This window comes from Ulvibacterium sp., assembly GCF_965228935.1.
In the GTDB taxonomy this organism is placed as follows: domain Bacteria; phylum Bacteroidota; class Bacteroidia; order Flavobacteriales; family Flavobacteriaceae; genus Ulvibacterium.
In genome coordinates this window covers 3,119,993-3,143,512 of sequence record NZ_OZ245846.1, presented here as the reverse complement: position 1 = coordinate 3,143,512, position 23,520 = coordinate 3,119,993, and the positions used below count along the sequence as shown (strand labels likewise).

At 45.1% G+C, this 23,520-nt stretch carries 21 protein-coding genes and 1 pseudogene; 4 read left to right on the top strand and 18 right to left on the bottom strand.

Going from position 1 to position 23,520, the window contains the following annotated elements; genetic code table 11:
* Positions 1-104: 104 nt before the first annotated feature.
* The gene (locus ACO06Y_RS13195; RefSeq protein ID WP_422079445.1) at positions 105-233 is read right to left on the bottom strand and encodes a hypothetical protein; all 129 of its coding nucleotides are present in this window, start codon (positions 231-233) and stop codon (positions 105-107) included.
* Positions 234-254: 21 nt separating this feature from the next.
* On the opposite strand from ACO06Y_RS13195, the gene ACO06Y_RS13190 reads away from it, so the two are divergent.
* From ACO06Y_RS13190 to ACO06Y_RS13175, 4 genes are all read left to right on the top strand, one after another.
* A complete protein-coding gene (locus ACO06Y_RS13190) occupies positions 255-683 on the top strand; it encodes a nuclear transport factor 2 family protein (RefSeq protein WP_422079444.1) in 429 nt (142 codons plus the stop codon).
* A complete protein-coding gene (locus ACO06Y_RS13185) occupies positions 680-1,198 on the top strand; it encodes a DOMON domain-containing protein (RefSeq protein WP_422079443.1) in 519 nt (172 codons plus the stop codon). Before ACO06Y_RS13190 ends, ACO06Y_RS13185 begins: the two co-directional genes overlap by 4 nt.
* Positions 1,199-1,222: 24 nt before the next feature.
* Positions 1,223-2,290, top strand: coding sequence for a sensor histidine kinase (locus ACO06Y_RS13180; RefSeq protein ID WP_422079442.1), 1,068 nt, complete (start codon positions 1,223-1,225; stop codon positions 2,288-2,290).
* Between the two features lie 227 nt (positions 2,291-2,517).
* Complete coding sequence (locus ACO06Y_RS13175; protein ID WP_422079441.1) at positions 2,518-3,294, top strand: LytR/AlgR family response regulator transcription factor; 777 nt, start codon at positions 2,518-2,520, stop codon at positions 3,292-3,294.
* 54 nt (positions 3,295-3,348) lie between these two features.
* Here ACO06Y_RS13175 and ACO06Y_RS13170 read toward each other — a convergent pair whose 3' ends face one another.
* From ACO06Y_RS13170 to ACO06Y_RS13090, 17 genes and pseudogenes are all read right to left on the bottom strand, one after another.
* Positions 3,349-4,482 (bottom strand): type II secretion system F family protein, encoded by a 1,134-nt coding sequence (locus ACO06Y_RS13170; RefSeq protein WP_422079440.1) that lies wholly within the window; start codon positions 4,480-4,482, stop codon positions 3,349-3,351.
* Between the two features lie 2 nt (positions 4,483-4,484).
* Positions 4,485-4,955, bottom strand: a complete 471-nt coding sequence (locus ACO06Y_RS13165; RefSeq protein WP_422079439.1) for a PulJ/GspJ family protein — start codon at positions 4,953-4,955, stop codon at positions 4,485-4,487.
* Positions 4,945-5,280 (bottom strand): hypothetical protein, encoded by a 336-nt coding sequence (locus ACO06Y_RS13160; protein WP_422079438.1) that lies wholly within the window; start codon positions 5,278-5,280, stop codon positions 4,945-4,947. Before ACO06Y_RS13160 ends, ACO06Y_RS13165 begins: the two co-directional genes overlap by 11 nt.
* Positions 5,268-6,536, bottom strand: coding sequence for a hypothetical protein (locus tag ACO06Y_RS13155; RefSeq protein WP_422079437.1), 1,269 nt, complete (start codon positions 6,534-6,536; stop codon positions 5,268-5,270). The genes ACO06Y_RS13160 and ACO06Y_RS13155 overlap by 13 nt, the downstream gene beginning before the upstream one ends.
* On the bottom strand, positions 6,533-7,000 hold the full coding sequence (locus ACO06Y_RS13150; RefSeq protein WP_422079436.1) for a hypothetical protein: 468 nt from the start codon (positions 6,998-7,000) through the stop codon (positions 6,533-6,535). The genes ACO06Y_RS13155 and ACO06Y_RS13150 overlap by 4 nt, the downstream gene beginning before the upstream one ends.
* Position 7,001: 1 nt before the next feature.
* Entirely contained in the window at positions 7,002-7,706 is a 705-nt protein-coding gene (locus tag ACO06Y_RS13145) for a hypothetical protein (protein ID WP_422079435.1), read from the bottom strand.
* On the bottom strand, positions 7,703-8,422 hold the full coding sequence (locus ACO06Y_RS13140) for a hypothetical protein (RefSeq protein WP_422079434.1): 720 nt from the start codon (positions 8,420-8,422) through the stop codon (positions 7,703-7,705). Before ACO06Y_RS13140 ends, ACO06Y_RS13145 begins: the two co-directional genes overlap by 4 nt.
* Before the next feature lie 75 nt (positions 8,423-8,497).
* Positions 8,498-11,947 carry a T9SS type B sorting domain-containing protein gene (locus ACO06Y_RS13135; protein ID WP_422079433.1) on the bottom strand — a complete coding sequence of 1,150 codons (3,450 nt, stop codon included), beginning with the start codon at positions 11,945-11,947 and terminating at the stop codon, positions 8,498-8,500.
* A 603-nt stretch (positions 11,948-12,550) separates the two neighbouring features.
* On the bottom strand, positions 12,551-13,240 hold the full coding sequence (locus ACO06Y_RS13130; protein ID WP_422079432.1) for a hypothetical protein: 690 nt from the start codon (positions 13,238-13,240) through the stop codon (positions 12,551-12,553).
* 363 nt (positions 13,241-13,603) lie between these two features.
* The gene (locus ACO06Y_RS13125) at positions 13,604-14,047 is read right to left on the bottom strand and encodes a hypothetical protein (protein WP_422079431.1); all 444 of its coding nucleotides are present in this window, start codon (positions 14,045-14,047) and stop codon (positions 13,604-13,606) included.
* A 242-nt stretch (positions 14,048-14,289) separates the two neighbouring features.
* Positions 14,290-14,604, bottom strand: a complete 315-nt coding sequence (locus ACO06Y_RS13120; protein WP_422079430.1) for a DUF1493 family protein — start codon at positions 14,602-14,604, stop codon at positions 14,290-14,292.
* A gap of 58 nt (positions 14,605-14,662) precedes the next feature.
* Positions 14,663-15,625 (bottom strand): annotated as a pseudogene (locus tag ACO06Y_RS13115) (RHS repeat-associated core domain-containing protein); the annotation flags it as partial.
* 284 nt (positions 15,626-15,909) lie between these two features.
* Positions 15,910-16,260 (bottom strand): hypothetical protein, encoded by a 351-nt coding sequence (locus ACO06Y_RS13110; protein WP_422079429.1) that lies wholly within the window; start codon positions 16,258-16,260, stop codon positions 15,910-15,912.
* Complete coding sequence (locus ACO06Y_RS13105; RefSeq protein ID WP_422084178.1) at positions 16,248-17,126, bottom strand: hypothetical protein; 879 nt, start codon at positions 17,124-17,126, stop codon at positions 16,248-16,250. The genes ACO06Y_RS13110 and ACO06Y_RS13105 overlap by 13 nt, the downstream gene beginning before the upstream one ends.
* Positions 17,127-17,348: 222 nt before the next feature.
* On the bottom strand, positions 17,349-17,615 hold the full coding sequence (locus ACO06Y_RS13100; RefSeq protein ID WP_422079428.1) for a hypothetical protein: 267 nt from the start codon (positions 17,613-17,615) through the stop codon (positions 17,349-17,351).
* 14 nt (positions 17,616-17,629) lie between these two features.
* On the bottom strand, positions 17,630-18,145 hold the full coding sequence (locus tag ACO06Y_RS13095) for a hypothetical protein (protein ID WP_422079427.1): 516 nt from the start codon (positions 18,143-18,145) through the stop codon (positions 17,630-17,632).
* A gap of 6 nt (positions 18,146-18,151) precedes the next feature.
* Positions 18,152-23,437 (bottom strand): DUF6443 domain-containing protein, encoded by a 5,286-nt coding sequence (locus ACO06Y_RS13090; RefSeq protein WP_422079426.1) that lies wholly within the window; start codon positions 23,435-23,437, stop codon positions 18,152-18,154.
* Between the last annotated feature and the right edge of the window lie 83 nt (positions 23,438-23,520).

The following is a 23,520-nucleotide window of genomic DNA, read 5'->3' as shown; positions in this document are numbered from 1 at the left end:
GCCATTTTTATTTTTTTGAAAGTCTATTGTACCTCGTTATTCTCCTATCCGTTGTACTGCTTATCGTCTTCTTTGATGAGTATGATGATTGATTCCCTACTTTTTTACGCCAGGAATATGATTTTTTGAAAAGCAGATCGTATCACGATGGATTTGTCCCCTTTGGCAACCCGGTTCCCTCGGTTGGCAACATCCCCCTTTGCCATGGTCTCTACGATGTTTAGGTTTATCATGAAATTTTAAAACTCTACATCATGATCATTAAAAAATCATCCATCTGTATTTTGCTACTGACCCTAGCTTTCGGATTCGGTAATGCCCAGGACTCCAAGGCCGTTATTAAAAAGGTGGCCGCCCAATTTGTACAGGGCGCGGATCTGCAAAAAGGAGAACTGTTGGAGCAGGTTCTGGAACCCAAATCCTTACAATACGTACTCATTGGCGGAAAATTCAATACATTCTCTGCAGAGCAGTATATTGCCATGGTCAATAAAAAGGAATTGGGCGGAAAACCCAGAAAGATTACCTATCAGCATGCCGAGTATTTGGGAAGAAACCTGGCCGTTGTGGTATTGAATGCCGTGAGTTCGGAGTACGATTTTTTGTATCAACTTTCCATGGCAAGATCCGCGAGCGGCGAATGGGAAATCGTAGGCGTTACCACGGAAATCAGCGGGGTATGAGCATACAGTCCTTAAAAAAACATGTGTTCTGTATTTGCCTTTGTGCGTTTGCTGGTCTCCATGGCCAGCGAACCACAACGGTATCCGGTATCTCTTTTACCTACACCATCACTGGTACAAACTTGGAATGTACGCTAACGGCGCCAACCCATGGTTGGGTCGGGGTAGGATTCAACGAAAAAAACTCAATCGTTGGAAGCGATCTTTTGCTGTTCCACGTGGTCGACGGAAAAACCGCGAGTACCGATATGTATGTAAAAGGGTTTGGAAATCCGGTAAGGGACAGCCGATTGGGAGGTCGAAATTCCATTCATATACTTGAGGGAAAGGAAAAAAACCACAGTACTACGATCCACTTTTCCGTCCCTTTGAATTCGGGAGATCCCAATGACTTTATCCATGAGGTCGGCAAGGAATTTTGGCTAATCCTTGCCTACTCGGTAGAGGACGATTTCGGTCACCATTCCAGAGTACGTAAACATATCCCCTTTACCTTACAGGGTGACGATCGATGAAAATTCATTTCGTAACTTTCCCATGTGATTCCTAAGCGCCATAGAACCAACATTGCCCTATACCTTATTTGGGTAATAGCGGCCCTGTTTACGAGTACCCAGTTGTACCTTAAGACCTTGGAGGCCGGTGGTACCGATACCTGGTTCAAGCTTTTCTTTATCCAATTTCTGGTATGGAATATCTGGGGAGCACTCAGCCCCTTGATATTTTGGCTAGGTAAGCGATTCCGAATCGACAAGCAGACCTATTACCGTGGTATCCTGATCCATATCGTATTTGCCGTACTGGTGGTTTTGGTCTATTTGGCCCTATATTCCCTTATATGGAATTTTTTGGGTACCGGTTCTTTTAGCTGGCCCGCTTTTATGGTCTATTTCAAACTGTTTTTCCTTAACCTGTTTCACTGGCATTTTTTCATTTATATGGCCATTATCGGGTTGGTGCATGCCATGGCGTATCAAAACGAATTAAAACAACGGGAGTACGAGGCCATTGAACTGGAGAAGCAACTGCTCGTCAGCGAACTCAATACCTTGAAAGCACAACTTTCGCCCCACTTTTTATTCAATACCATCAATAATGTAATCAGCACCATCGAACAGGGGAAAAATGAAGTGGCCTCAGGGATGCTAATCCGGCTCGGGGATTTTTTAAGGACTTCCCTACAAGAGTCAAAGCACAAATTCATACCCCTGAAAAAAGAGCTGGATTCTGTAAAACAGTATCTGGAAATAGAGCGATTTAGAAACCAGGCCTTGGAGGTGGTCCTAAAGTCCGATCAGGAACATGAAACTTTACCCGTACCCAGCTTTATCTTACAGCCCATAGTGGAGAATGCCATAAAGCATGGGATTGCCAAAAGCGAACATGCAAACCGAATAGAGATTGGAAGTGAATGGAAAGAGAGTTTCCTACGGCTTTATGTGTACAATGAAGGCCCTGGGCTGGTACAGGACCAAAAAGATCGCGAAGGAATCGGTTTACGGAATACAAAAATGCGACTGGAAAAACTATATGCCGGGAAGGCATCGGTCCATTTGTTTTCGGTCAACGACGGGGTAATGGTCGAAATACGAATTCCAGGGACGTAAAATCCATGCCGCCCGATAGCTTATTCCGATGGGAGAATCGATTTAACAATGAAATTGCGTATAGCAGTGGATTATTAAGTTATTGGGTTATTTTGGCTATACAAAACAAAAACCTAGTAACCCAATAACCCGCAACCCTTGAAGGTCATATTATTTATGGAAGTAGAAAGTATTATATCGAAGTGTACGCTTGCCACAAGCTGGGTCCAAGCTAAAGATCGTGACCCATGAAATTCAAGGTACTCATCGTAGACGACGAACTGGAAGCCCAAAAACGGCTTCTTCTCCATTTAAGCAAGTTTGAGGACATACAACTCCTTGGTACCTGCCAAAATGGAAAAGAGGCGCTTCTGGCGATTAAAAAGGAACGGCCCGATATCGTATTTATGGATATTGAGATGCCCGAAATGAACGGTATCGAGGTTCTGGCCAACTGTCCGGCCCCCTACCCCTATTTCATTTTTATTACGGCCTATGACCAATATGCGGTGGAAGCCTTTGAACAAAATGCGGTGGACTATGTTCTTAAGCCCTATACCCATGAGCGAATTGCACAGGCCTTGGAGAGGGCCATCGGAATGATCGAAAAAGACCGCCTAGCTGAAATTACTGAGAATCTTAAAGATCTGGTATTTTCATTTTCCCGTGGAACTTATACCCGCCCCGATAAGGAATATATTAAACGGATAGCGGTAAAATCCATTGGCCATACCACCTTTTTGGACGTAGATGATATCATCCTGATAGAAGCCGCCGATCAGTACGTGGAGGTAAGCACCGCCGGGAAAAAGTATACCGTACGGGAATCCATGGACAAACTGGAGCGGACGTTGGACCCCAATACGTTCTTTAGGACACACCGATCCTACATCGTTCGGCTGGATCAAGTCGTTGCCTTGGAACAGGTGGATAAACATATAAGCCTGGTGACCCTTAAAAACAATCAAAAAGTAAAGATTTCCAATACCCGAAAGCCCGACTTTAAACAACGCATGCGTATGTAAACCCTATTGGCGTTGGATAGTATCGCGTAACAATTTTAACCCTAGGGTTTCCCCCTAGCCCACCACACTGCTCAACTTGAACATAGGCAGGTACATGGACACCAGGATCACCCCGACAAAAATCCCGACGATAACAATGATCAAGGGTTCCATCAAAGTGGATAACAACTTGGATTTTTGCTGTACCTCGATGGCATATTGCTGGTTAAGGCGCTCAAAAATATATTCGGTCTGGTTCGTCTCTTCGGCCACTTTAACTAGGGAGACCATTTTATTGTCAAAAATCCGGGCACCGGACATACTTTCGTTGAGGCTTCGGCCCAAAAGTACGTTCATCTCCACATGGGTCAAGGCTTCGTTCAAGGGATAGAAATCGATCATTTTTTTTACCAGCCCTATACTGTTCAAAACGGGAACCTTGGAAGCTGTCAACAAAGCGACCGCCTGGGTAAACTGCGCCAAGTAGACCGAGGTGATGAAGTTCCCTATATAGGGCAATTTCAACAACAAAAAGTCCTTTCGCCGCTTGAACCAAACCTTGTTCGAAAATGTTTTTCGCAGTAAAATCAGGGCGGTCAATACCAGAAGTACGAGCCACCCAAAATCCTCGATAAAGTTGGATGCACTTACCACCATTTTGGTCATGGCCGGAAGATCTACATTGTTCTGTCTAAAGATATCCTCGAACATCGGTACTACCATACGCAACATAAAAACAACGACCAATACGGCGGTTATCAAGATAATGATCGGGTAGGTCAGGGCATTGATCAATCCCCTCCGCTGTTCATTCTTTCGGGCGAAGAACTTGCCCAATTCCTCCGTTATTCGAGGCAAGGTACCGGTTTCCTCACCTATTTTAACGGAATAGTATTCATATTCCGTAAAGGCCTTCTTTTTCCTGAGTATCTCATAAAAACTTGTACCGGAGACCAGCCCATCCACAATTTCCTCATAAAAGGAATGCATTTTTTCCTTTTTCTGATTCTCCTGTATCAAGGCCAAGGCATCCTTTAAAGTGATTCCCGCTTTGAGCAAAACCGCTATTTCGGTATAAAAATCCTCTTTCCTTTTGTTCCCAAAGGTATTTCCCAAAAAAGTAATCTCCTTTTTTAGCATAGCGGAAAGCCAATCGCTATCCGAAGTTTGTTTAGGCACCTGTATGTTCTGCTCCAATTTAAAGCCCATACCTATCGGTTCATGTACGTTGTTGCGGCGTTGCTCTTGTATACAAAAAGTGTCCGGTTACCGAACGCCTTGGTCGTTTGGAAATGTATGGCATCGACTTCCCCAGAAGAACTGTCATGGTCTTCGAAAAGAAAGCGTTGTGTTTCCCATTTCAATCGGAATGTATCGATATCCTTGGTAGTAAAGTTTTCTTCAAAACGATACGTCCGGTTACCCATTTCATTGACAAACTGCAATTCCCGGCGCTTTGCGTTATAGTAAATCCTATCGTACCGATTGAAATCGATCCATAGCGATTGGCGTAGTAGATTAAATTCCGTATTTCGTTCGTAATTCCCTGCTATTCCGTTCATTTGGTTCTGCACCAGCCGGAGTACGGAAAAGGCCATCCCCACGACCATGGTCGTAATCAGCAGTACTACGATCATCTCGCTTAACGTAAAGGCCTTTATTTTTTTAACCCTAGTTCGCATGGATAATTGATTTGCCTATCGTTTTTTGGGACAGTTGATGGGTTACTTCAAATCGTACCGTTTCCATACCATTCTGGTTTAAGGGCGTCACGGAAAATACCCAGTCCCCCATTTCCTCAGAATAGGGCAATCCCAGCTTTCCATGCCCATATGCATAGACCAGTTGGTTTAATTGTTCTTCCATTTGATGGTCACTTCCCTTTAGGGAGTTCGAAAACAGATTGTTCAACAACATACTGCTGATCATAAAAATGACCACGATCAAGACCGTCGCTACCAAGGTTTCCATTAAGGTCGATGCCCTTATCCGTTTCAGTACAGCCATTTCATCGTTTTTTTATGCCCTGGGCCTGCCATGGGCAGACCCACATAGGCCAAGGGCAGTCCAGTACTGTCCATATGGCCATTGTACAAATGGTTCTGATAGATACTTCCGTTTGCCAAGGCGATAAAGGCATCCGTAGTAACACTTCCCATAACTGTTCCCGGCAGCTCCAAATTTTCCGTACAATACACCTGCCCCCGTACCAGTGCATTTCCCGAAATTTTTATCTGGGGGGCATAGGTACGCTCCTCGGATTCGTCCAGATACAGTACCACTCCATTTGCTATAGTCTGGTCATCGATAAAGAGGTTGGCGTTCCGGTTCCTGTCCTGGGGTGTTCCCTGGCTTCTCTTTTCCTTTACGACAAGTGCGGACGGATAGGCCAGTTCACAGTGCTTTCCCACATGGATTCTTTTACTGGCAATGGCCTGAAAATACCCTTTGACCCCATCCCGAATCTCAATTTCCGGGGCAACAAGTACCACATCCCTCAACATCGCAGTGGGATGGACCACAATTTTATGGGAAGCCACAATTTTAATATGGCCCGTTAACGAAACGCCTTCCAGTTCTATGATATAATCATTGATATGCACTGTTGGAGAAGCAAAGGAGTTTTTCAATTCCATTTTAGGCCGTAAAGATGCTGTAGATCCCTCAGCTTGATCCATATTCAGCAATCTATTGATTTCCCGAATCGTTTCTTCGGGCAGCTTGGGCATGGTAGCCTTGCTAAGTCCCTCCCGACCGTGGACCAATCGACTATGACGATAGGAATTTCCGGAAATATTCCCCATTCGGATACCTTGTTTCGGTAAATAGGCGTCCCCGGTAATCTTGGAATTCCCGGCAATGATCAACGGTCGTTGTTTGTCCCGAAGATATAAGGCTGGCAAACCCTTCGGATATTGATTTCCCGAAAGGGCGAGTTTTGAAAAAGATTGTTTTCCCCGTTCCGCTATGGAAACATACTTTTCGAAAATGCCCCAATACGTTTTTTGAACGGTAATTGAAAGGCCGGAAACCTCGGAGGAAGGCACTTGGAGCACTTCCCCTACCCTTATGTTTTTTTGATAAGCGTATTGTAGCCCATATTCCGTTTTTTGGATGATATCTATGGTCAAATCCGTCTTCTTTCCGAAAAAGCCGTGGGTATAGGAAATCAATACAAAGGAAAAAAGCAGTATCGCGATGATAGCCCCTATAAAGAGTACGAACTGCAACGCCCCGGCCTTTATTTTTGCAGGAGGTTTCATTGGGTCAAGGGTATGGTCTTTGTTTTTCCATTAAAATGGACCTTGACCTTTTTCGGGTCACCGGAGAGCAGCTTTACCTTCCGGAATACCTCATTTTTGGCCATAAGCTGTTGGTGGCCGTCTATCGTCAAAAAGAAAATCTCCTGACCGGATGAGCTTTCCGCGATATAACCGGTGTACAGAATTTCCCGTTTGGGGAGGGTATCTTTTTTTTGAAATGTTCTTTTGGGCTTTTTGGGCTTCAGCGATTTGGGAAGCGTACCCAAAAAGGGATCTCTATAATTGGCTACGATACTGAACGTATCCCTTTCCTTGAATTGGATAGGCTTGAATTTTTCTGAAACAACGAGCTCTGCGTTTTGGTCGGAATCCGGATTTACGGTCTTTATGACCTTAAATCCAAGGATTCCCCAAATGGCCAGTACCACGGTCAATAATACATATGTCTTTTGATTTTTCTTCATTTTAGGGAATAGTAACGGTAAACTCAAAGACCTCCGAAGCACTACTTTCGTTACCCGCACCATCAAAGGCTTTTACAAACCAGAAATAGGTATTGTCTGCCAAATTGGTCGTGTAGGTCTTATTGGCGCCCAGTCCTTTGGTCTCCAATACCTGAAGGGCCTCATCCTCAAAAATGAAAATACTGTCCCGTTCGGCGGTTCCGGAAACATCTTGGCGTGTCCAGGCAAAGTTTATCTCGGCATCATCCAGGGAAGCACCGTCCGATGGTGCAGTGGGTGTAGGAACATTGGGCGGTATCAAATCCAAATTTTCATCGCCATTGACCGAAAAAATGGCACTCGTAAAAGGCGTCTCAAAACCACTGTTCAGTCCTTTTATCCGCCATTCATAGCCCCCGTTGAAAAGTAAAAGGCGCTCCAAGCCGGTATCTATTTGGCCTAAAGTATCCCGCACGATTAGGCTATCCAATATAATCTGGGCCGCATTTTCAAAATTGGGCAAGGCTACCTGTATGCGATAGGCGTCCACATCGGCAAGCCCGTTCCAGGTTAGGTTTACGGTATTCTGGTTTACCACCGTATTATTTAGGGGAGCCACCAATTCCACGCGCTGACCGGAAATATCCGGTACCTCCAGGATGTCCTCGCAAGAGGCCGAAAAAACAAGGAAAAGGGCAAATAGTGTAATCGTATATAGTACTCTCATAGCTTTAAGTAGGATTTGGTCTCGTCCAGTTTATAGGCCTTGCGTTCCGTATGTTTCGGGCAGGAGTCCCCATCGCCGACCAGGGCCTCTATTTGTTTTTTCCCATATTGGGTCTCCCCCCAGCAGAATCCCAGGTGGGTATAGTCAAAAATCTCCATTTGGGAAAGGTTAATTTCTTGCTCTATGTTTCTATTTCTCGCGGTCAGCATCAAAATGCCATTTCTATCGGTTTCCAAAAAAAGTCGGTCTGATTGAATCAAAAGACGATACGCTTCCAAATTGGGGTACAGGGCAATCTTGTGTACCAAACAATAGGCATCGTCCTTCTCCAAATAGCTTAGTACATTGCCGTTTTCCTTACTGTTCAAGGCATCCCTCAAAGCAATTTTATCTATAATTTCCAAGCATAGATATTTGGATTTAGTACCCAGGGAGTCAGCGAATTGTATTTCCGGAATTAAACCGGAATTCTTCTTGTAAGCCGTATACTTCTTAAAACTGGACTTCGTAAAGGGAACTTCCCGTACCGAAACGGCGATAGGATGTTCCAAGGACGGATGCCCTATTCGTTGAAAATTAGTGTGTAATAGGGATTGACTTTGATTTCCAATAGCTCCAAGTGATGGGACATGCTGCCCAGAAGGGTTTATATTCTTGAGCGAGGCACAAGAACATAGCAATACCATGAGGGATAGTGATACAGAATATATTCGCATAAGTAGGTTTCTTACAAATCATAACGATTTTATCCTTGAAGTGTTGTGCAAATGGGAACAAAAATATCGTTCCGGTCATCTTTTCAAGGTAAAATGCCCTGTGAAGGACCTTCCCTCGCCAAGCTCGTAGCGGAACCAGTAGTCCGAGGAGGGCATGGCAACGCCCCTGAAGGTACCGTCCCAGCCCGGGCCGTCCGGGGGCACACGGGCGATCAGCTTCCCGTAGCGGTCGTAGATATAAAGTCTGGAGTTTGTATGGCCTTCCGCCCCGATCACGTTCCAACGTTCATGGGAACCGTCACCGTTGGGGGTGAAGAATTTTTGATAGCCCAGGGCGATCACTTCCTTCTCCAAGGTACGGCAAAGGAACCTGTCCCGGACGTAGACGGTATATTCCCCGGGGAAGACCTCCAGACTACTGTCGTCCTGGTAGTTCTCCCCGTCCACCGAGTATTCGAACTCCCCTATCCCCGTGGCAGTCACTTCTATGGTGACCCGGTCCCCGAAGCCGACGATCTCCGTGGTAAAACCGTCCGGGATCCCCGAGGAGACCACCTCGAAGGGCACCGTCCTTTCACAGGTGACCCCGTTTTGGATCCCGGTGACTGTTAGCGTGTAATCGTCCAGTCGCGCAATATCAAGGCTACGGCCCGTACCGATCTCCGTCCCGTTCCCGTCCCGCCAGGACCAGCTCTCGAAATCGCCCCCGTCCAGGATAAGCTCGGGGCTGTCCGGACAGATCACATAAGTTTCTTCCAGTTGTGGTTCCGGTAGTGGGTTTATGATGAGCTCGAAGCTCGTTACATCATGGCAATCTTTATTGTCGTTGTTCTGGATCCGGGCGTGGAGGGCCTCCCGCGCAGCTGTGTTGGTATAGGCCGATTTCGGCAACGCGTTCACGTTGGCGTCCGCATCGGCCCGGGTGGCGAAATACAGGACCGTAAAGCTATTGGGATCCTGGCCGCCGAGCACCTCGGCGTCCTTGACGGAAAGGTCCAGGGTACGTATCCCCGTCCCGTCGGTATCGCAGACGACAAGGGGTTCCGGCACATGGGCCGTAGGGCTGTCGAAGACCCGTAACCGGAACGTGCCCGTAGCGTAACAGTCGGGGTGGTCCGTGTTCCCCATCCGATAATAAACGGTCTGTGGATTGGCCGTGTTTTGATAGGTTCCCCCCAGGGCATTGATGCTGTTGTCCGCATCGTCTTGGGACACGTAAAAGGAAACGGAGGTGCCCGTGGTACCCGCCAATATTTCGTCGGCCCTTTCGTCAAGGTCGAAGGTATACCGCCCATCGTTGTCGTTGTCGCAGACCTCCCAGTCCGGTACCCCGGGCGGTACGGGCATATCGAAGATGTTCAGTTGGAAGGTGGTGGTATCGTAGCAATTGGCATCGGAGGCATTTGCAACCCTAACATATATGGTATTTTGATAGGAGGAGGACAGATAATTTGCGGCGTTCAGGGCATTGCTCCCGGTATCCGCGTCCGCCTGGCTTGCGTGGTAGCTCAGCACCAGCCCGGCCGGGTTCTGGCCCCCGATGATCTCCGCCTCCGTCGCCGTTAGGTCGAAGACGGCCTCGCCGTCGTTGTCGGTATCGCAATGGTCCAGGTCCGCGGGTCCGTGGGCCGTTACCCGGTCGATGACCTCCAATCGGAAACTTCCCGTTCCGTAACATTCGGGATAGGCGGTGTTCGCTATCCTAAAGTACACCGTCTCCGGTGTCGCGGTGTTCGTATAGTTGGGGCCGATCGGATTTGCGGCACTGTTGGCGTCCAATTGGGTCGTATGGTAGCTTACCGAGAAAATAGCAGGATCCTGTCCGTTCAGTATCTCGTTGTCCCTGGTGGAGAGGTCGAAGGAAAAGAGCCCGTCCGTGTCCGTATCGCAGACCGTCCAGTCCGTTACCGGATGCAGTACAGGGGCCTGTTTTACGATAAGGTCGAAACTTGTGATGTCGTAGCAGGCGGTATTGCCGTTGTTGGAGATCCTTGCGAAGATGGTCTCCACGGGATCCGTGTTGGTATAGATCGTCGGCAGGGGATCCGTTCCGCCCTGGGCGTCCGCCAGACTTGGATAATAGGCCACCGTAAAGTCCGCCGCGGGTTGGGCGCCCAATACCTCCGTGTCCTTGGTGGAGAGGTCGAAGCCGTAGGCCGGGTCCGGGCTGCAGGTCTCGTAGTCCGTCACGGCGTTCGCCACGGGGACCCCGTAGATCGTCACCTCCTTGGACTCCGTCTTCGTCTCGGAGGCCGTGGTGGCCGTGACGTTCACCGTATAGGTGCCCGGGGCCGCATAGGTATGGGAAGGATCTTCAACCGTGGAGGTGTTCCCGTCACCGAAGTCCCAGGTGATGGATACTATGGGATCTGAACTATTGATTTGAAAATCCGTAACATCACCTAAACAGGTATTCGAAAAAGTAAAACCAATATGAAAAAATGAGGTCACAAAAGGAGGGAGTCCTAAATCACCTCTTCTGCCGCCCAAGTCTATGGCATCGAACTCAAAATTGCAACCTAATCCGGCCACATTGGGGTTATGGATTACACTTAAATCCCCATAATGGGCCATATAAATCTTACCATCTATGGCCAACTGTAGTCCACCCGCAGTATAACGGGGTGAGGTTATGGTAACCATAGAGCCCAAAATATCCACGGCCCTTAAGTTAAATTGATACAGATCTTCTCGTAACACGGTGATGTAAAGTATATCCCCGGATGGGGAAAATTCCGCCGAGTAGTAATCCCGATTCGGGTCTTGCATTAAAATAAATGGGTTGCTTACTCGTCCCGTCGCCGTATTAAAATCCAACAATTCAACGCCCACAAAGGAATGGCATATGGCCAATTTACTCCCATCCGGGGATGCCTTGATGGCTCCCTTGGCCTTAAAAATATCATCTCCATATGGCGGGTAGTTCATATTAAAACCTACATTGCTTCTAACCGGGGTGGTGTTGACCCCGGTCGGGGTCACCAAGTAGGCCAAGAACGCGTCATTGCCCCAATCATGTGCAATGACCCAAACATCCCTTCCATTGGCATGTTCCACGGCCGTTAATTTTTCCGCGGCCGGGTCTTCCAACGCTACATTTTTGACAGTTAGGTCGCCTAGGCCGGAATTCAATGTCATGTCTATCTCGGAGTAATAGATACCACCTTGGGCCTGATAGCGTGCGGTAAATACATAGTAGATGTCCGGATTTCCGGGAGAGGGCACTATGATGCCGGATTGCGTGCTCGAAGAATGTCCCCTTAATCCAATACCATTGGGCATGGGATCGTGGTTACGGTCCCAAACGGTACTTCCGTCCGTATAGAACAACAGGTTGCCGTTGAAATCGGAGATGGTGGCACAACCCTCTTCGGTATCCACTGCCCCGTCCGTAAGGGCTACGGGAACACCGCTCCTAAAGTCAAGGCCCGCATTCCGTCCAAAATACCAGATGGCCGCCTCTTGCTGGGCATATACGGTAAACGAAAGGACCAGGGAAAAAACTAGGGGGAATACGTTTTTCAAGGTAGGGTTGGTTTAAGTACTATATTGTCTTAAAAGTACGAAAATGGTGGGTAAAATACTACAAAAGGTACTGTTTTTAGATGAAAGGCATGGGATTTCGATGGAAGGTTTCGGAAATTGGATGAAGCCAAAACTCTATACAGGTACTAATTTTACAATACGTTGATATTCCTGTCCTATCCCTAATCTTATGTAGTGGAAAACGGTGTATTGTATTCCTTAGGTATTGGTTGGATGTACATCGGAGTCGCCTGGGATATCAAGTGGAAGCAGCGTCAATAGTTTTGAGCCCGTGTGGTCCTAAAATATGGAATATTCGTTTCTTTTGCTTGACAGAAATAACGTTGAACACCCTGCCGTTTACCTTTTTTTATACAAGAATCCTTATTACACAAGTTACAAATCATACCTACAAAAATAACCAAGCACCAATTTGGAACACCAAGAGAAAGCAAACGGCCTTTATAAGGATGCTACGCTAAATTCCAATTCCTAGCAAATACCAAGAGGCTACCTATCAGCGGCCTCTTGGTATTTCTATATTCTTGATAATTATAAACTTAAGAATCTGATCCGGTAAAAGTGCCAGTTTGGAACATTACCTTAGAAATCCCTAAATAGTTCGATTAACTTATCATCATGACTAATATCGCTTAAATTTAAATCAGTATCCCTTATTTGAAGAGGGTCATGTTCTATAATAAAAACATCAAGTGAATCATCACAACATATGTAATTTCCATTCTTATCAGATTTTAGTGCGACTAATTTCCTATCGAATTCTTCGATTAAAAAAATATCGCTCATTTCCAAAAATTCAATAACCCTTTCCGTAACTTCAGAATTAATTTTACTTCGAAAAAAATCTAAGGTTTCGTTCGACAACGATGTTTCCTTTATGTTTTCTGAATTGGCCGAAACAAATTTTTCATCCCTAATATCTATTTTTGGTTCAATTTTATAAGCCCCTAAAATTCCACCAGGGATAATAAATAAATCCAATTTAAATTCCTTGCCAGATTGGCTTTTTATTAGAATACCTTTTATTTCCATTGAATTGGAAATCCGGTTGTTTTCAAACTTCTTCAGATGTGCTTCGTCCAAATCAAATGAAACCCAGTTTTCCCCAAGAGAAACATTTGGTCTTCTTATTACCATAAGCTTCTTGGTAAGTTGTTTTGCCAAATAGCCATATTTAGGAGGCAAAACCTTAATGGCAACTGACAAATTAGATAAATCCCGTTCATTGACATATGACTCTTTAGGAATCTTTTTATTAAAAAAATTGAACATACAGATTATTTAATTTGGATATTTTTTCTTCATCCATCCTGGAAAAAATCTATATCTATAAGGATCAACCAAACCATGATTTAAAGATTTTAGAGGTTGCAATTTACACTATTATGTTTTAACCGGTTGGGAGCCCATTTTTGCTCTATGTGGAACAAATCTATGATGCAATTCCATATAACATATAATTTTTAAATACTTGGCCATCAGGGAAAACCCCAAATACTAAAGTACCTAGCGAAATTCCAATTCCATAACACAACAAGAGGCCGCTTATCGGCGGCCTCTCGCTTTCCTACATATTATTTGGTTATAATCAGTACTCGTAAAAGTGGTTATTTAAACCATATTACCTTGCATCATCTACAAGTTTAAATATTCCTTTTCGGTAAAATAATTTTCTAGAGACTCCATATAAGCCATTTCATCAAAATCTTTTATTTTCAACTTTTGGAAAGTCTCCCTGCTAGCTTTTGAAACAGAATTTGCTATTAGACTTTTTCTCTCCAATTCGCTGTTTTTTTGGTACAAATCAAAGTCTATTTTACAATCATATTCCAGTATTTTTTCAAAAACAATAGTAATACCGTCCCGTTCCTCTTCCTTTTTACCTTTCGTATACTTAGGATTTCTAGGACGAAAAAAGGGTTCGAAATCTTTACTCACACAAATAATTCCAATCGAAATATCAAGGACTCCCTGACCAAAATTTTTGTTCAAAAAATATTCCTGTAGTTCTGATGACAGTTCATTTATCACCTTGGAGTCCACTTCCCTCGAAGCATATATACCAAATCCAAAATCCATAATTAGTTATATGATCCAAAAATTTTATTTCCTGGCGGAAGATTTCCATACATTACAATTAGGCTATATATCATTATCTCCCTATACTTTGATTTCAAAGAACTATCTTAAATAGAGCCTATTACCTTATTTTTACAAAGAACCACGACAATACTGCCGTGGTTCTTGCGGTTCTTAACTAAGACGTTGAAGGCAAAATACTCTTAAGGTCGATTTACAATGATTTAGCAAATACTTTTTACTTATGCCAATTTCCCAAGCTTAATGGCATTTACCAGATCACCTAAAGTTAACCCTTTATATGTCCTTTTCTTTCTAAAAACGTCCGTCCAATCAGAATCAGGTCGAAAATAATCATCGAAAAGAAAATCTGAATACTCAACATTAAACCTTTGACAAAACTTCTGCAAAATTTCTGAGGCATCATCTCCATAAATGCCCAAATCTTCTTGCAGCGATGTATCCATTTTCAATTCAAAATCGTATTCCCATCTTTCATTTATAATAAATTGTCTCAATTCCGAAAAAATACTAATTTCCTTCTTCATCTGTATCATTATAATTATTTTAATTTTATTCTACTAGCTTTATTAAGTAGTTAAAACATATTTAAAATCACTGCCCCCTAAATGAGCCTACTCTTTTTCTATCTCCCTCCGCAACCCTGTTAAGAGCCTGCATATATGCTCTGTGACTACCACCATACTGAGTATCTACGGAATGATTCCATGCTTTTATGCCAAACGCGCCAAAGTCATAGGCCATTAATCCCCAGCCGAGGCCCGGTACAAATCTACTCAATAATCTACCTCCTATCCTACCTATTACAGTTGTTCCGGTTTTCTTTACTAAATATTCTGTGGCAGTATTCCTTCCTAGCACACTTCTGTAAATATGTCCTGGAAAAGCCTTACTTAGGGTAGTGGAAATCAAAGTAGATCCTCTCGCAGATCCCAAAGCACCAACCGGTTTTAGGAAGTTAAACCTAGTACCCGATAGAATAGCTGCAATTCCTGTTGGTGTTCTCCAGGTCAAACCTATATAGTTCTCATCATCATTAGCCTGAACAGAATTCATTGCGTCAATTCTTGATTGCACTTCCTCAGCTTGAATCCGAAAATAAGCGGCGTAGGCTTCACCTTGGTCTCTTTCCCAATTTCTTTCCCAACTCCTTTTCCTGGCCCTATCACCAGAGCCTCTTCTTTCTTGATCACAGCAATCCCCGTTTCCACTTCCACCGTCTCCCATTTTCACCTCGTTAAAGTCCGAAGTCGTCATGGAGACCTTAATAGTATTTCCACTGGAATCCGTATGGTTGATATTGACCGTACTATTGGAACTGCTAATACCTTGCGCACGGGCCTCTTCGTAATCGAGATCCTGATACCCATTGCTCGCATAAGGTGCCATCCCGTCCGGGTCTATAAAATAGATCGGATTGTCAAACGCATAGTTATATGGTGAATGCCTCCGCATCTGATCGGCCAAGGGGTCTATGTTCATCCACCTACCCAGGGCCGGGTCATAGTTTCTAGCCGTAACGTCATACCAGTTGAGATCCAGGTCCTCCTGTCGCTCGTTGCCCTTAAATTAGAATTTCAAAGAATCCCTATTTCAACATTTACAACTCATGCCGGTAAATATGGTCCAGCACCTATTAGAAATAACTGGCAAAAGAAAAACCCAAATACTAAAGTACCAAGCGAAATTCCAATTCCATAATGTAACAAGAGGCCGCTTATCGGAGGCCTCTTGCTTTCCTATATAATATTTGGTAATGAAAAAGGCGAAAATCAGCGTTAGCAAAAGCTCCTATTTAGAACCTTACCAAAGCCCCCCAATATTGTACATCGATAAGTTGGTCAAATCAAATCTAATTTCCCATCTTTCCACATTGACAATGTTGTTTGTGCCGTAAGACCAGTAATAGTGGATAATTTAGACAGATTATTCAGGGAACTCTCAGCTGCTTTGGCATCGATCTTTAAGGAAAAAATTGCCGCCCAAAGTCTCACGTTTTCATTAACATGATCTAAATAATCCAAGAAATAGGCAGAGCGACTATTTTCATTCGCTTTTATGTAAATATTTGTTAAGAATTTATGCATTTTGTTAGCTTTCTTATGATTTCCATCACCTATCGCTATACCATGTTCAATAGCATAATGTGCGAAATTTTCTAAAATGCTATCCTGTGATTCTATAGTTTCCATCCAAAACGTTTTAATACTTCTATTCCATATTTATACTGTTCATCAAAAGGTAGCTTTTTTACATAGTCTCTTACGCGAACTGATGTACCGGGTATATTCGAATTATAATGTCCCGTAACTTTTGCATGAATACTTCCTTTACCATGAGGCAACTTGATTACATTTTTTGAGTTGTGAATTGCTTCGCCACCAAATTTTGCAATGTTATCGGCGTGCTGTTCAACTATATGATGCCGTGCCTGACCTTCACCAGCTGGACCCCATGCTTTCTTGAGTTCATCAAAGTTAGCAAATCCCCTCACTGCTTCATCAGAGAATGAGGCGACCTTTAACAATTTTAACAGGTGACCAATTTCAGTAATCAAAAACAATCCTGTCAAATCCTGCATTACTTTCTGCATTGGACTTGTTGTGGTTACCTCAGTAGAACCGTCTGGAAAATAATATTTATAATTACCATTTCCGTCACCTGAGTATATAGTAATACCGTCCAATTGAGCTTGAAGTAACACTTCCGTTTCAGGTATAGGACATTCATCACATGAACTATCAGAGCTAACTTTTTTACCATTCACCTCAAAATCCTTGGAGACCCCATTTGCCAAAATGTAAGCCTCGGCTTTCTTTGAGTCGGTCGTGACGGCTTTATTCCCATGCTCATCCTTTAATTCGTAGGATATTGAAGAGTCGTTTGGCCCGTAATACCCATAGCTAAAGGATTCGTTCTCGTCCAGTTCCTGGTAGCCGGTAGTCGGGGTCATCCCATCCGGATCTATAAAATAAATCGGGTTGTCAAAGGCATAGTTGTACGGCGAGTGCCTACGCATCTGATCGGCCAACGGGTCTATGTTCATCCACCTGCCCAGGGCCGGATCGTAGTTCCTGGCCGTAACGTCATACCAGTTGAGATCCAGGTCCTCCTGTCACTCGTTGCCCTTAAATTAGAATTTCAAAGAACTATCTCAAATAGTGTCAACTGTCTTACTTTTATAGAGAACCTCGGCAATGATGCCGAGGTTCTTATTTTTCTTAATCTTAAAAGGTTTCAGGAAGTCATAAACTTCATAAACTGGAGGTGATTCCTCATTTCATTCCGAATAATCTTCAATATTAATTTTGTTGTTCCCCGTAAATCCTAGAGATAACAAAAGACCTTCAAGATTAGATTTTAAAAGCTGGGTTTGCTGTGTCAAAAAAGAAATTTCGATATAATCTATTCCAACACCTTCGTTTACAATTTTTCCAAATCCTCTTATCTCAATAGTATCCGCTAATAAATACCGTAATTCTAATGTGCGATTTATATTTTGGATATCTTCATCATTCAAAGGAACCGTGACGTTTACTAATTTCAAAATATGTTTCTTTTCTAAGTATAATATTTTCTTTGGTATTCGTCATGCTCCATTCTGTATACTATTCCCATTGGGTTGATGATAAGACCTAAATCAATATTTTCCATTTCTTGGGTAATCCGGCCTATATTTTGCCTGCTTTCAAAAGAATTTCCTGCTCGCCATACCTGCCATTTATCACTCTTTTTATAAACAATACGATTTCCATCATATTTGTCATTTTCTCCGAAAACAGCTCTAAACAAAGGTCTATCCAAATCATTTTCCAAGGGTATGTTGCCTACTTTTTCCCATACTCTAAGGTCACAACCAAGTCGAATATCAACGTGGGAATTAAAGTGCGTCCCGGAATTTAATACTTCTTTTAAATCAAAAGTTTCATCTTGCTCTACCCTGTAATTAAAAGCACGGATAACCTCACTATTTAGTAGCGCCGGATCAAGTAATAAATACTGAAAAAAACCAATTTTGTCATTACTCAGGCTTACCTTAAAGATATCTCCTTTTTTTGCTTTTATAGTTTTGGTCATATCACTTTATTCAATACCGTATTGCTTCCATAAAGGACGTCTGATTTCGTTCCTTTTATTCAACAATTTATCTAATCCTACTCTTTTAATATTTTCCTGCTCCCAGATTCTTGCTTTAAGTCTTGTGTTAAACTTAACCCTTACTTCATAATCCAAAAGGTTTTTGCCGTCCAAGGCTCTGAAATGAGCTCTAAATCTGGTAGTTGGATTCTTTGAGATACCTATATATTGAATTGTACCGTCTGCTCCAATGCCAAAGTACCCATATACGGTTTCACCGAGATTTCTCGGAATATATGAAAATGTTTTGGGGTTGGCCAATTTTGACAGACCGGTTGATGGATATGCATATAAGTAAGCTTCTCCTACAGTCGAAACGTAGCCAACGAACATTCCAAGTTTTTCCAGAGTAACCCTGTTTTGTTCTTCCTTGTCCCATTGGGTAACTTGCGCCCTCCAAGCTGCGCCATGCTCTATTTCCCAACCCTCAGGGCTCACATCACCATAGATTTCCCTGTACTGTTCAGGTGTACCGCTAAAACCGTATCTTTCTGTTTCAGTGGTCCAACCACCATAATTTTGGGTTGCCGTGGCTCCATTTGGGGTTACGGTTACCCCATCCAAAACGTTGGTGACACTCCTTCCATCGCCTGTAACTACTCCAGGCCCATTATAAGCTGTCGGGCAACAGTTATTGGTTTCGCTTGCGAATCCAAAACTATGGTGTTCAAACCAGGGATTCTGAGAACCTCCTTGGAATCCATTTTCGCCAATATATTCCGGTTCGTCAATGGTTGCAGTTAATCCTGGGTTACTACCATAAGGCATCATCCCGTCCGGGTCTATAAAATAGATCGGATTGTCAAAGGCATAGTTGTACGGCGAGTGCCTCCGCATCTGATCGGCCAAGGGGTCTATGTTCATCCACCTTCCTAGGGCCGGATCGTAGTTCCGGGCCGTAACATCGTACCAGTTGAGGTCCAGGTCTTCCTGGCGCTCGTTGCCGCCGAACTTCCACCGTTGGGCCACATCGTTGCCCAGGGCGGAACTGTTCTCGTTATATCCGCTATGCCTTAGCCCAAAGGGGTAGTAGTTGTTCTCCTCCACGATCTCCAGGTCTACCGGGTCGGCATTGCCCTGGTTGGCATCGGTATAGGACAGCCGTACGTTCCCCAAATGATCCACATATTGGTAGATGTAGTCATAGGACCCCTCGACTGCGCTCGGGGTGACATAACCCTCGGGATGGCTGAAAAATTGCAACGTACTATTCTCATAGATGTAGTTACCCGCATATTCCGTTTCAGCGGTCCCACCGGTACCTGTCTTTAATTTCTTGAGCTTTGCCCCGGTGGCATCGTAAACATAATCTATGGTACCGTTAACGGTACCGGTGCTTATGGTCACTTTTACGGGAAGATCCAAATGGTTGTATTCGATTTCCGTAATGCCCTTGTTGGCATCGGTAATCATGTTGCCATTGTCATCATAGGTATATTCCGTAGCCGATTCCGCACCGTCCACAAAGCCCTGTTCGGCGCTGGCCGTGGGATCATCGTCCACCGCCTGTAGCCGGTTACCCGTATAGCTATAGGTAAGGAGGTCCATTGTTCCAAAGAGCGTTGCATTGGCATCCGTATGCCCCTGCCGTTGTAAAGATAGGATATTTCCGTTCTTATCGTAGGACAAATTGCTTAAATTATAATGAGTGGTGTTGTCCGTGGCTTCCGTAATGCGGTTCAAGGCATCATAGGTATAGGTATAGGACGTACTTATGGGGTTGCTTCCGGTTACCGGGCTGGCGGTCTTCCATTGGGTACCGCTTATATTGCCGTTGAACAGTTTTTTGTTCGGATCTGCAATATCATTGTACTGTAGGGCCATGCCAAAGAGCTGGGCTCCCAAAGTATTCGGATCGTTGATCTGTTTTAACCAGCCCTGAACGTTGTAGGTGTGTACCACCTGTTGCAACCCGGGCGATTGTAGAACGTCCGTACTTACCGTACCCCCTACCTTTTTGGTCTTGAGCAGGCCAAGGACATCATATTCGTTGAGAACGATCAGTTCCTGATCGCGATCGCTGACGATACGCAAGGTGGTACCGCCCGTTCCGGGAACAATGTCCGCGTTCCTAACAATGATACTGTTGGTGGCCTCGGTATCCGAGTTTATGGTACCCAGCCCGTCCCAAAGCAAATCGGCATCCAGGTTACCGACCGAGGGGCATTCACTCCCCAAGGTCCCGTCCCCGATACATTGGGTCTGGGCCAACAGACGGCCTACATGGTCATAGGTAAAATTGTCCAGCGTTACCAGGGTGACCCCATTGCGTATATGGCTGGTCCGGACCTTCTCCGGTTTCCCGATGAAATCCAGTTGGGTCTCCACAATGTCCACCGTACCCAAATAGGTATTGTTGGCATAGGTGTAGATGGCCCTACCCTTATCATCGTAATAGGATCGGGTATTTATCCAGACATCCGGACCGGAAACATCCAAGACCTTTACCCGGCTCCCTGTAGGAAGCCCCTGTACATTGGTCTCTTGGGTAACGGCCGGATCGGAGCCCAAAATGGTAATGGAACCCGGGGCACCAGAAAGCTCATCTACATAGGTGTCGTAATAATTAATGGTCAAAACTTCGTCCAAGGTGACCCTAGGCACACTGGGCGTTGTGGTATTGTTCGGGTAGGCCCCGTTGTCATAGTAGACATCGGTACCCCCAAACGTATTGGTAGAACTGCTTTGGATTACCCATAAAGGATCGGTCAAGGCATCCACCTCCCCCTGGATCTGTACCCGGGAATAATCCCCGGTCTCCACGGCTATGCCCGTATAGGCCACGCGGCCAAAGGCGTCGTATTTGGTAAAGAGCCACTCGTCCGCAGTAAGATCAGGATTGCTCACCGTCCTTTGGTTGGCATCCTGGGTCATAATAGGTTGGTCCAGTTTGTTGTAGACAATGTATTCCTTCTCTTTCCCGGGCAATTGTTTTTCCACCAAGCGGTTACGATGGTCATATACGTACCGGTAACCCAGGGCATCTATATTGGCACGGATACTGGCCAGATCTTCGGAATTGGAACTTACATCCATATTGGGCGGCAATACAAAGCCCAAATTGCCAAAATCGTCATAGACGTAGTAGGTATCATGGGGAACTTCCAGTTCCAGGGTTCCGTCGCCGTCCGTATCCGTATCCGCATACATACGTTTCATCACCACCCGGTCCTGATCGTCCCTAAACTCCTCTATGGTATGGTTCTTTTGCGTACCCGTGTGGTTTTCATCCTTTACAATGGTCTTCCGGAGTTCCCCGGTACCATAGAACTCATCCGGGTTAACACCCACATACACCGCGTAGTCCAGTTCCGGCGTATAGGTATTGTTGGCAAAGCTGGTCGTGGCCCTTAGCATTCGTATGTTATCGGCTGCCGTATTGGTACTATATTCGGATTCCACGCTACGGTCGTCGTTGGCCGGATCCAGTTCCCAATCTTCCCCGGGCGCGGCCTGTTTCTTTACCCGGTTCAAGGGAGAGGTTTCAAAATACTGCTGGGCATACGGATTGATGTCCGCTTGCAGGGTATTGGGGAAATCATCCCCGTATTGGGTCTTGTAATGGGCCTTTGTAGCTGCTTCCATATCGTCTGTACGGTAGGTTCCCACACTGCCCACAGGGTCGTGGAAAGGAAGCCAATTTTTGTCCTGCCTGCCATAGCTGTCGTAACCCGTATGGGTAATGATATCCTTTTCGTCCTTAGAGGCCCTTATGGCAATTTGCTGGATGGGCCGTCCCAGGCCATCAAAATACGTAATGTCCTGAATGTACTTATCATTTGCCGAAAACTTCGCATCAAAGGGACCGGTCCATTCTTCCTGATAGGTCCGGGTGTAGACATAGTTTTTGTCCGTTGGATCATAGACAAGGCCGGTACAGGAATTATCGTACGATTTTATATCCGGACAGCTATCGGAATTGTTGCGTACATAGCCTTCCGGGCGGGTACATCGCGAGATATAAGGTTCCGAGGCATCGCCCAGATAATCATTGTCCAAATCCAGATACCATCGGGTATTCGGGTTGATCAACGGATCGTCATCGTCACAATCACCGGGATCTCTAGGCGCCGTGGTGTACCCCGGCCCCGGAGAATCGCATTGTTCCAGGGAAACGTCATAAAAACCGTCCTCATCCTTGTCCCTGTACCAGGTAAACGCCGTGGCATTGTAGTTGGCGTTCACCGGTATCAAGTTGCTTGAACAACCGTTGATCGTATGCCTCATATAATAGGTCTGGGATGATGAAACCGTTACGGTCACCTCAGTAGTGTATCCTCCCAATGCGGCATCATTGTCCGTAATTTGGCCATTTCCGTCCTTATCCACAACCTGACTGCTGATCGGTATGGTCCCGGCCGCATCGGAATACCATTGATGCTGTATCCCTGAGATGGTAAAATAGGTTGAAGTTGCGGAAATCGTAATTTGATCTGAGCCACATGTATTTTCACCATCCCCCGCGATAAGGCCATAGGCCGGTTTAACGGTGGCCGTAATCGTGGTCTGTGGGCCTTCGCAGCCATTTAAGGCCTTTACGCCGCTGACCCTAAAATTGGTGGATTGGGTGAGTTGCGGGGTCTGAAAGGTCGTTGAACTGCTTTCCTGTAACGGGTTTCCGGAAATGTCGTACCACTTGTATGCGGAATAGGATGCATTGCCGTTTACCGTAAAGGTTACCTGCCCTGGGGCACAGACCGGACTGGAGGATGCGGTTACGGATGCCGGTGCGTCCAAATCTACAAACACGGAACCGGAAGGCCCCCATTCATAACCGTTATACCCCCTAATATAGTAGGTTCCGCTACCTGCAGTTGCACTATAGGCATTTGAAGCATTATTGCCCGGACTGCTATTGGTACCGCTGCTGTTTTTCCCCTGCCAGTACCAGGTGGTCCCGTTTGGTGGACTCCCCACCTTTTGTAACGTGGCCGTACAATTGGAATAACTCACGGTGGGATTGTTGGGCGCTTCGGGTTGTACCCTAACGGTTTTCCCCGCAATATGATACGTAGGGTTGTTCCTATAGGCACTTATCGTAAACTGGGCACCACTTAGGGCCCTAACGGTCCTGGATTGCTGACCGGTGGTCACAAATTCAGCGGCCGATCCCGGGCTAATGGACCACGCATCCGGATTGCCCCCAAAATTGGAGGGCAGGGAAAAAACACCCGTTCCCCCAACGGTCAGTACATCAGGTCCTTGGATCGTATTCGGATCCTGACCATACATTGATATTGAAAGTACACCAAAAATACATAGTATTATTGGTGAAAAAAACTGGACAAATTTATTTCGTAAATACATAGCGTTTG

What these genes read in the sequence shown, in the direction of transcription:
- ACO06Y_RS13195 (WP_422079445.1), bottom strand. Translation starts at nt 233, where the DNA reads ATGATAAACCTAAACATCGTAGAGACCATGGCAAAGGGGGATGTTGCC.
- ACO06Y_RS13190 (WP_422079444.1), top strand. Translation starts at nt 255, where the DNA reads ATGATCATTAAAAAATCATCCATCTGTATTTTGCTACTGACCCTAGCT.
- ACO06Y_RS13185 (WP_422079443.1), top strand. Translation starts at nt 680, where the DNA reads ATGAGCATACAGTCCTTAAAAAAACATGTGTTCTGTATTTGCCTTTGT.
- ACO06Y_RS13175 (WP_422079441.1), top strand. Translation starts at nt 2,518, where the DNA reads ATGAAATTCAAGGTACTCATCGTAGACGACGAACTGGAAGCCCAAAAA.
- ACO06Y_RS13170 (WP_422079440.1), bottom strand. Translation starts at nt 4,482, where the DNA reads ATGGGCTTTAAATTGGAGCAGAACATACAGGTGCCTAAACAAACTTCG.
- ACO06Y_RS13165 (WP_422079439.1), bottom strand. Translation starts at nt 4,955, where the DNA reads ATGCGAACTAGGGTTAAAAAAATAAAGGCCTTTACGTTAAGCGAGATG.
- ACO06Y_RS13160 (WP_422079438.1), bottom strand. Translation starts at nt 5,280, where the DNA reads ATGGCTGTACTGAAACGGATAAGGGCATCGACCTTAATGGAAACCTTG.
- ACO06Y_RS13155 (WP_422079437.1), bottom strand. Translation starts at nt 6,536, where the DNA reads ATGAAACCTCCTGCAAAAATAAAGGCCGGGGCGTTGCAGTTCGTACTC.
- ACO06Y_RS13150 (WP_422079436.1), bottom strand. Translation starts at nt 7,000, where the DNA reads ATGAAGAAAAATCAAAAGACATATGTATTATTGACCGTGGTACTGGCC.
- ACO06Y_RS13145 (WP_422079435.1), bottom strand. Translation starts at nt 7,706, where the DNA reads ATGAGAGTACTATATACGATTACACTATTTGCCCTTTTCCTTGTTTTT.
- ACO06Y_RS13140 (WP_422079434.1), bottom strand. Translation starts at nt 8,422, where the DNA reads ATGCGAATATATTCTGTATCACTATCCCTCATGGTATTGCTATGTTCT.
- ACO06Y_RS13130 (WP_422079432.1), bottom strand. Translation starts at nt 13,240, where the DNA reads ATGTTCAATTTTTTTAATAAAAAGATTCCTAAAGAGTCATATGTCAAT.
- ACO06Y_RS13125 (WP_422079431.1), bottom strand. Translation starts at nt 14,047, where the DNA reads ATGGATTTTGGATTTGGTATATATGCTTCGAGGGAAGTGGACTCCAAG.
- ACO06Y_RS13120 (WP_422079430.1), bottom strand. Translation starts at nt 14,604, where the DNA reads ATGATACAGATGAAGAAGGAAATTAGTATTTTTTCGGAATTGAGACAA.
- ACO06Y_RS13110 (WP_422079429.1), bottom strand. Translation starts at nt 16,260, where the DNA reads ATGGAAACTATAGAATCACAGGATAGCATTTTAGAAAATTTCGCACAT.
- ACO06Y_RS13095 (WP_422079427.1), bottom strand. Translation starts at nt 18,145, where the DNA reads ATGACCAAAACTATAAAAGCAAAAAAAGGAGATATCTTTAAGGTAAGC.
- ACO06Y_RS13090 (WP_422079426.1), bottom strand. Translation starts at nt 23,437, where the DNA reads ATGTATGGTCAGGATCCGAATACGATCCAAGGACCTGATGTACTGACC.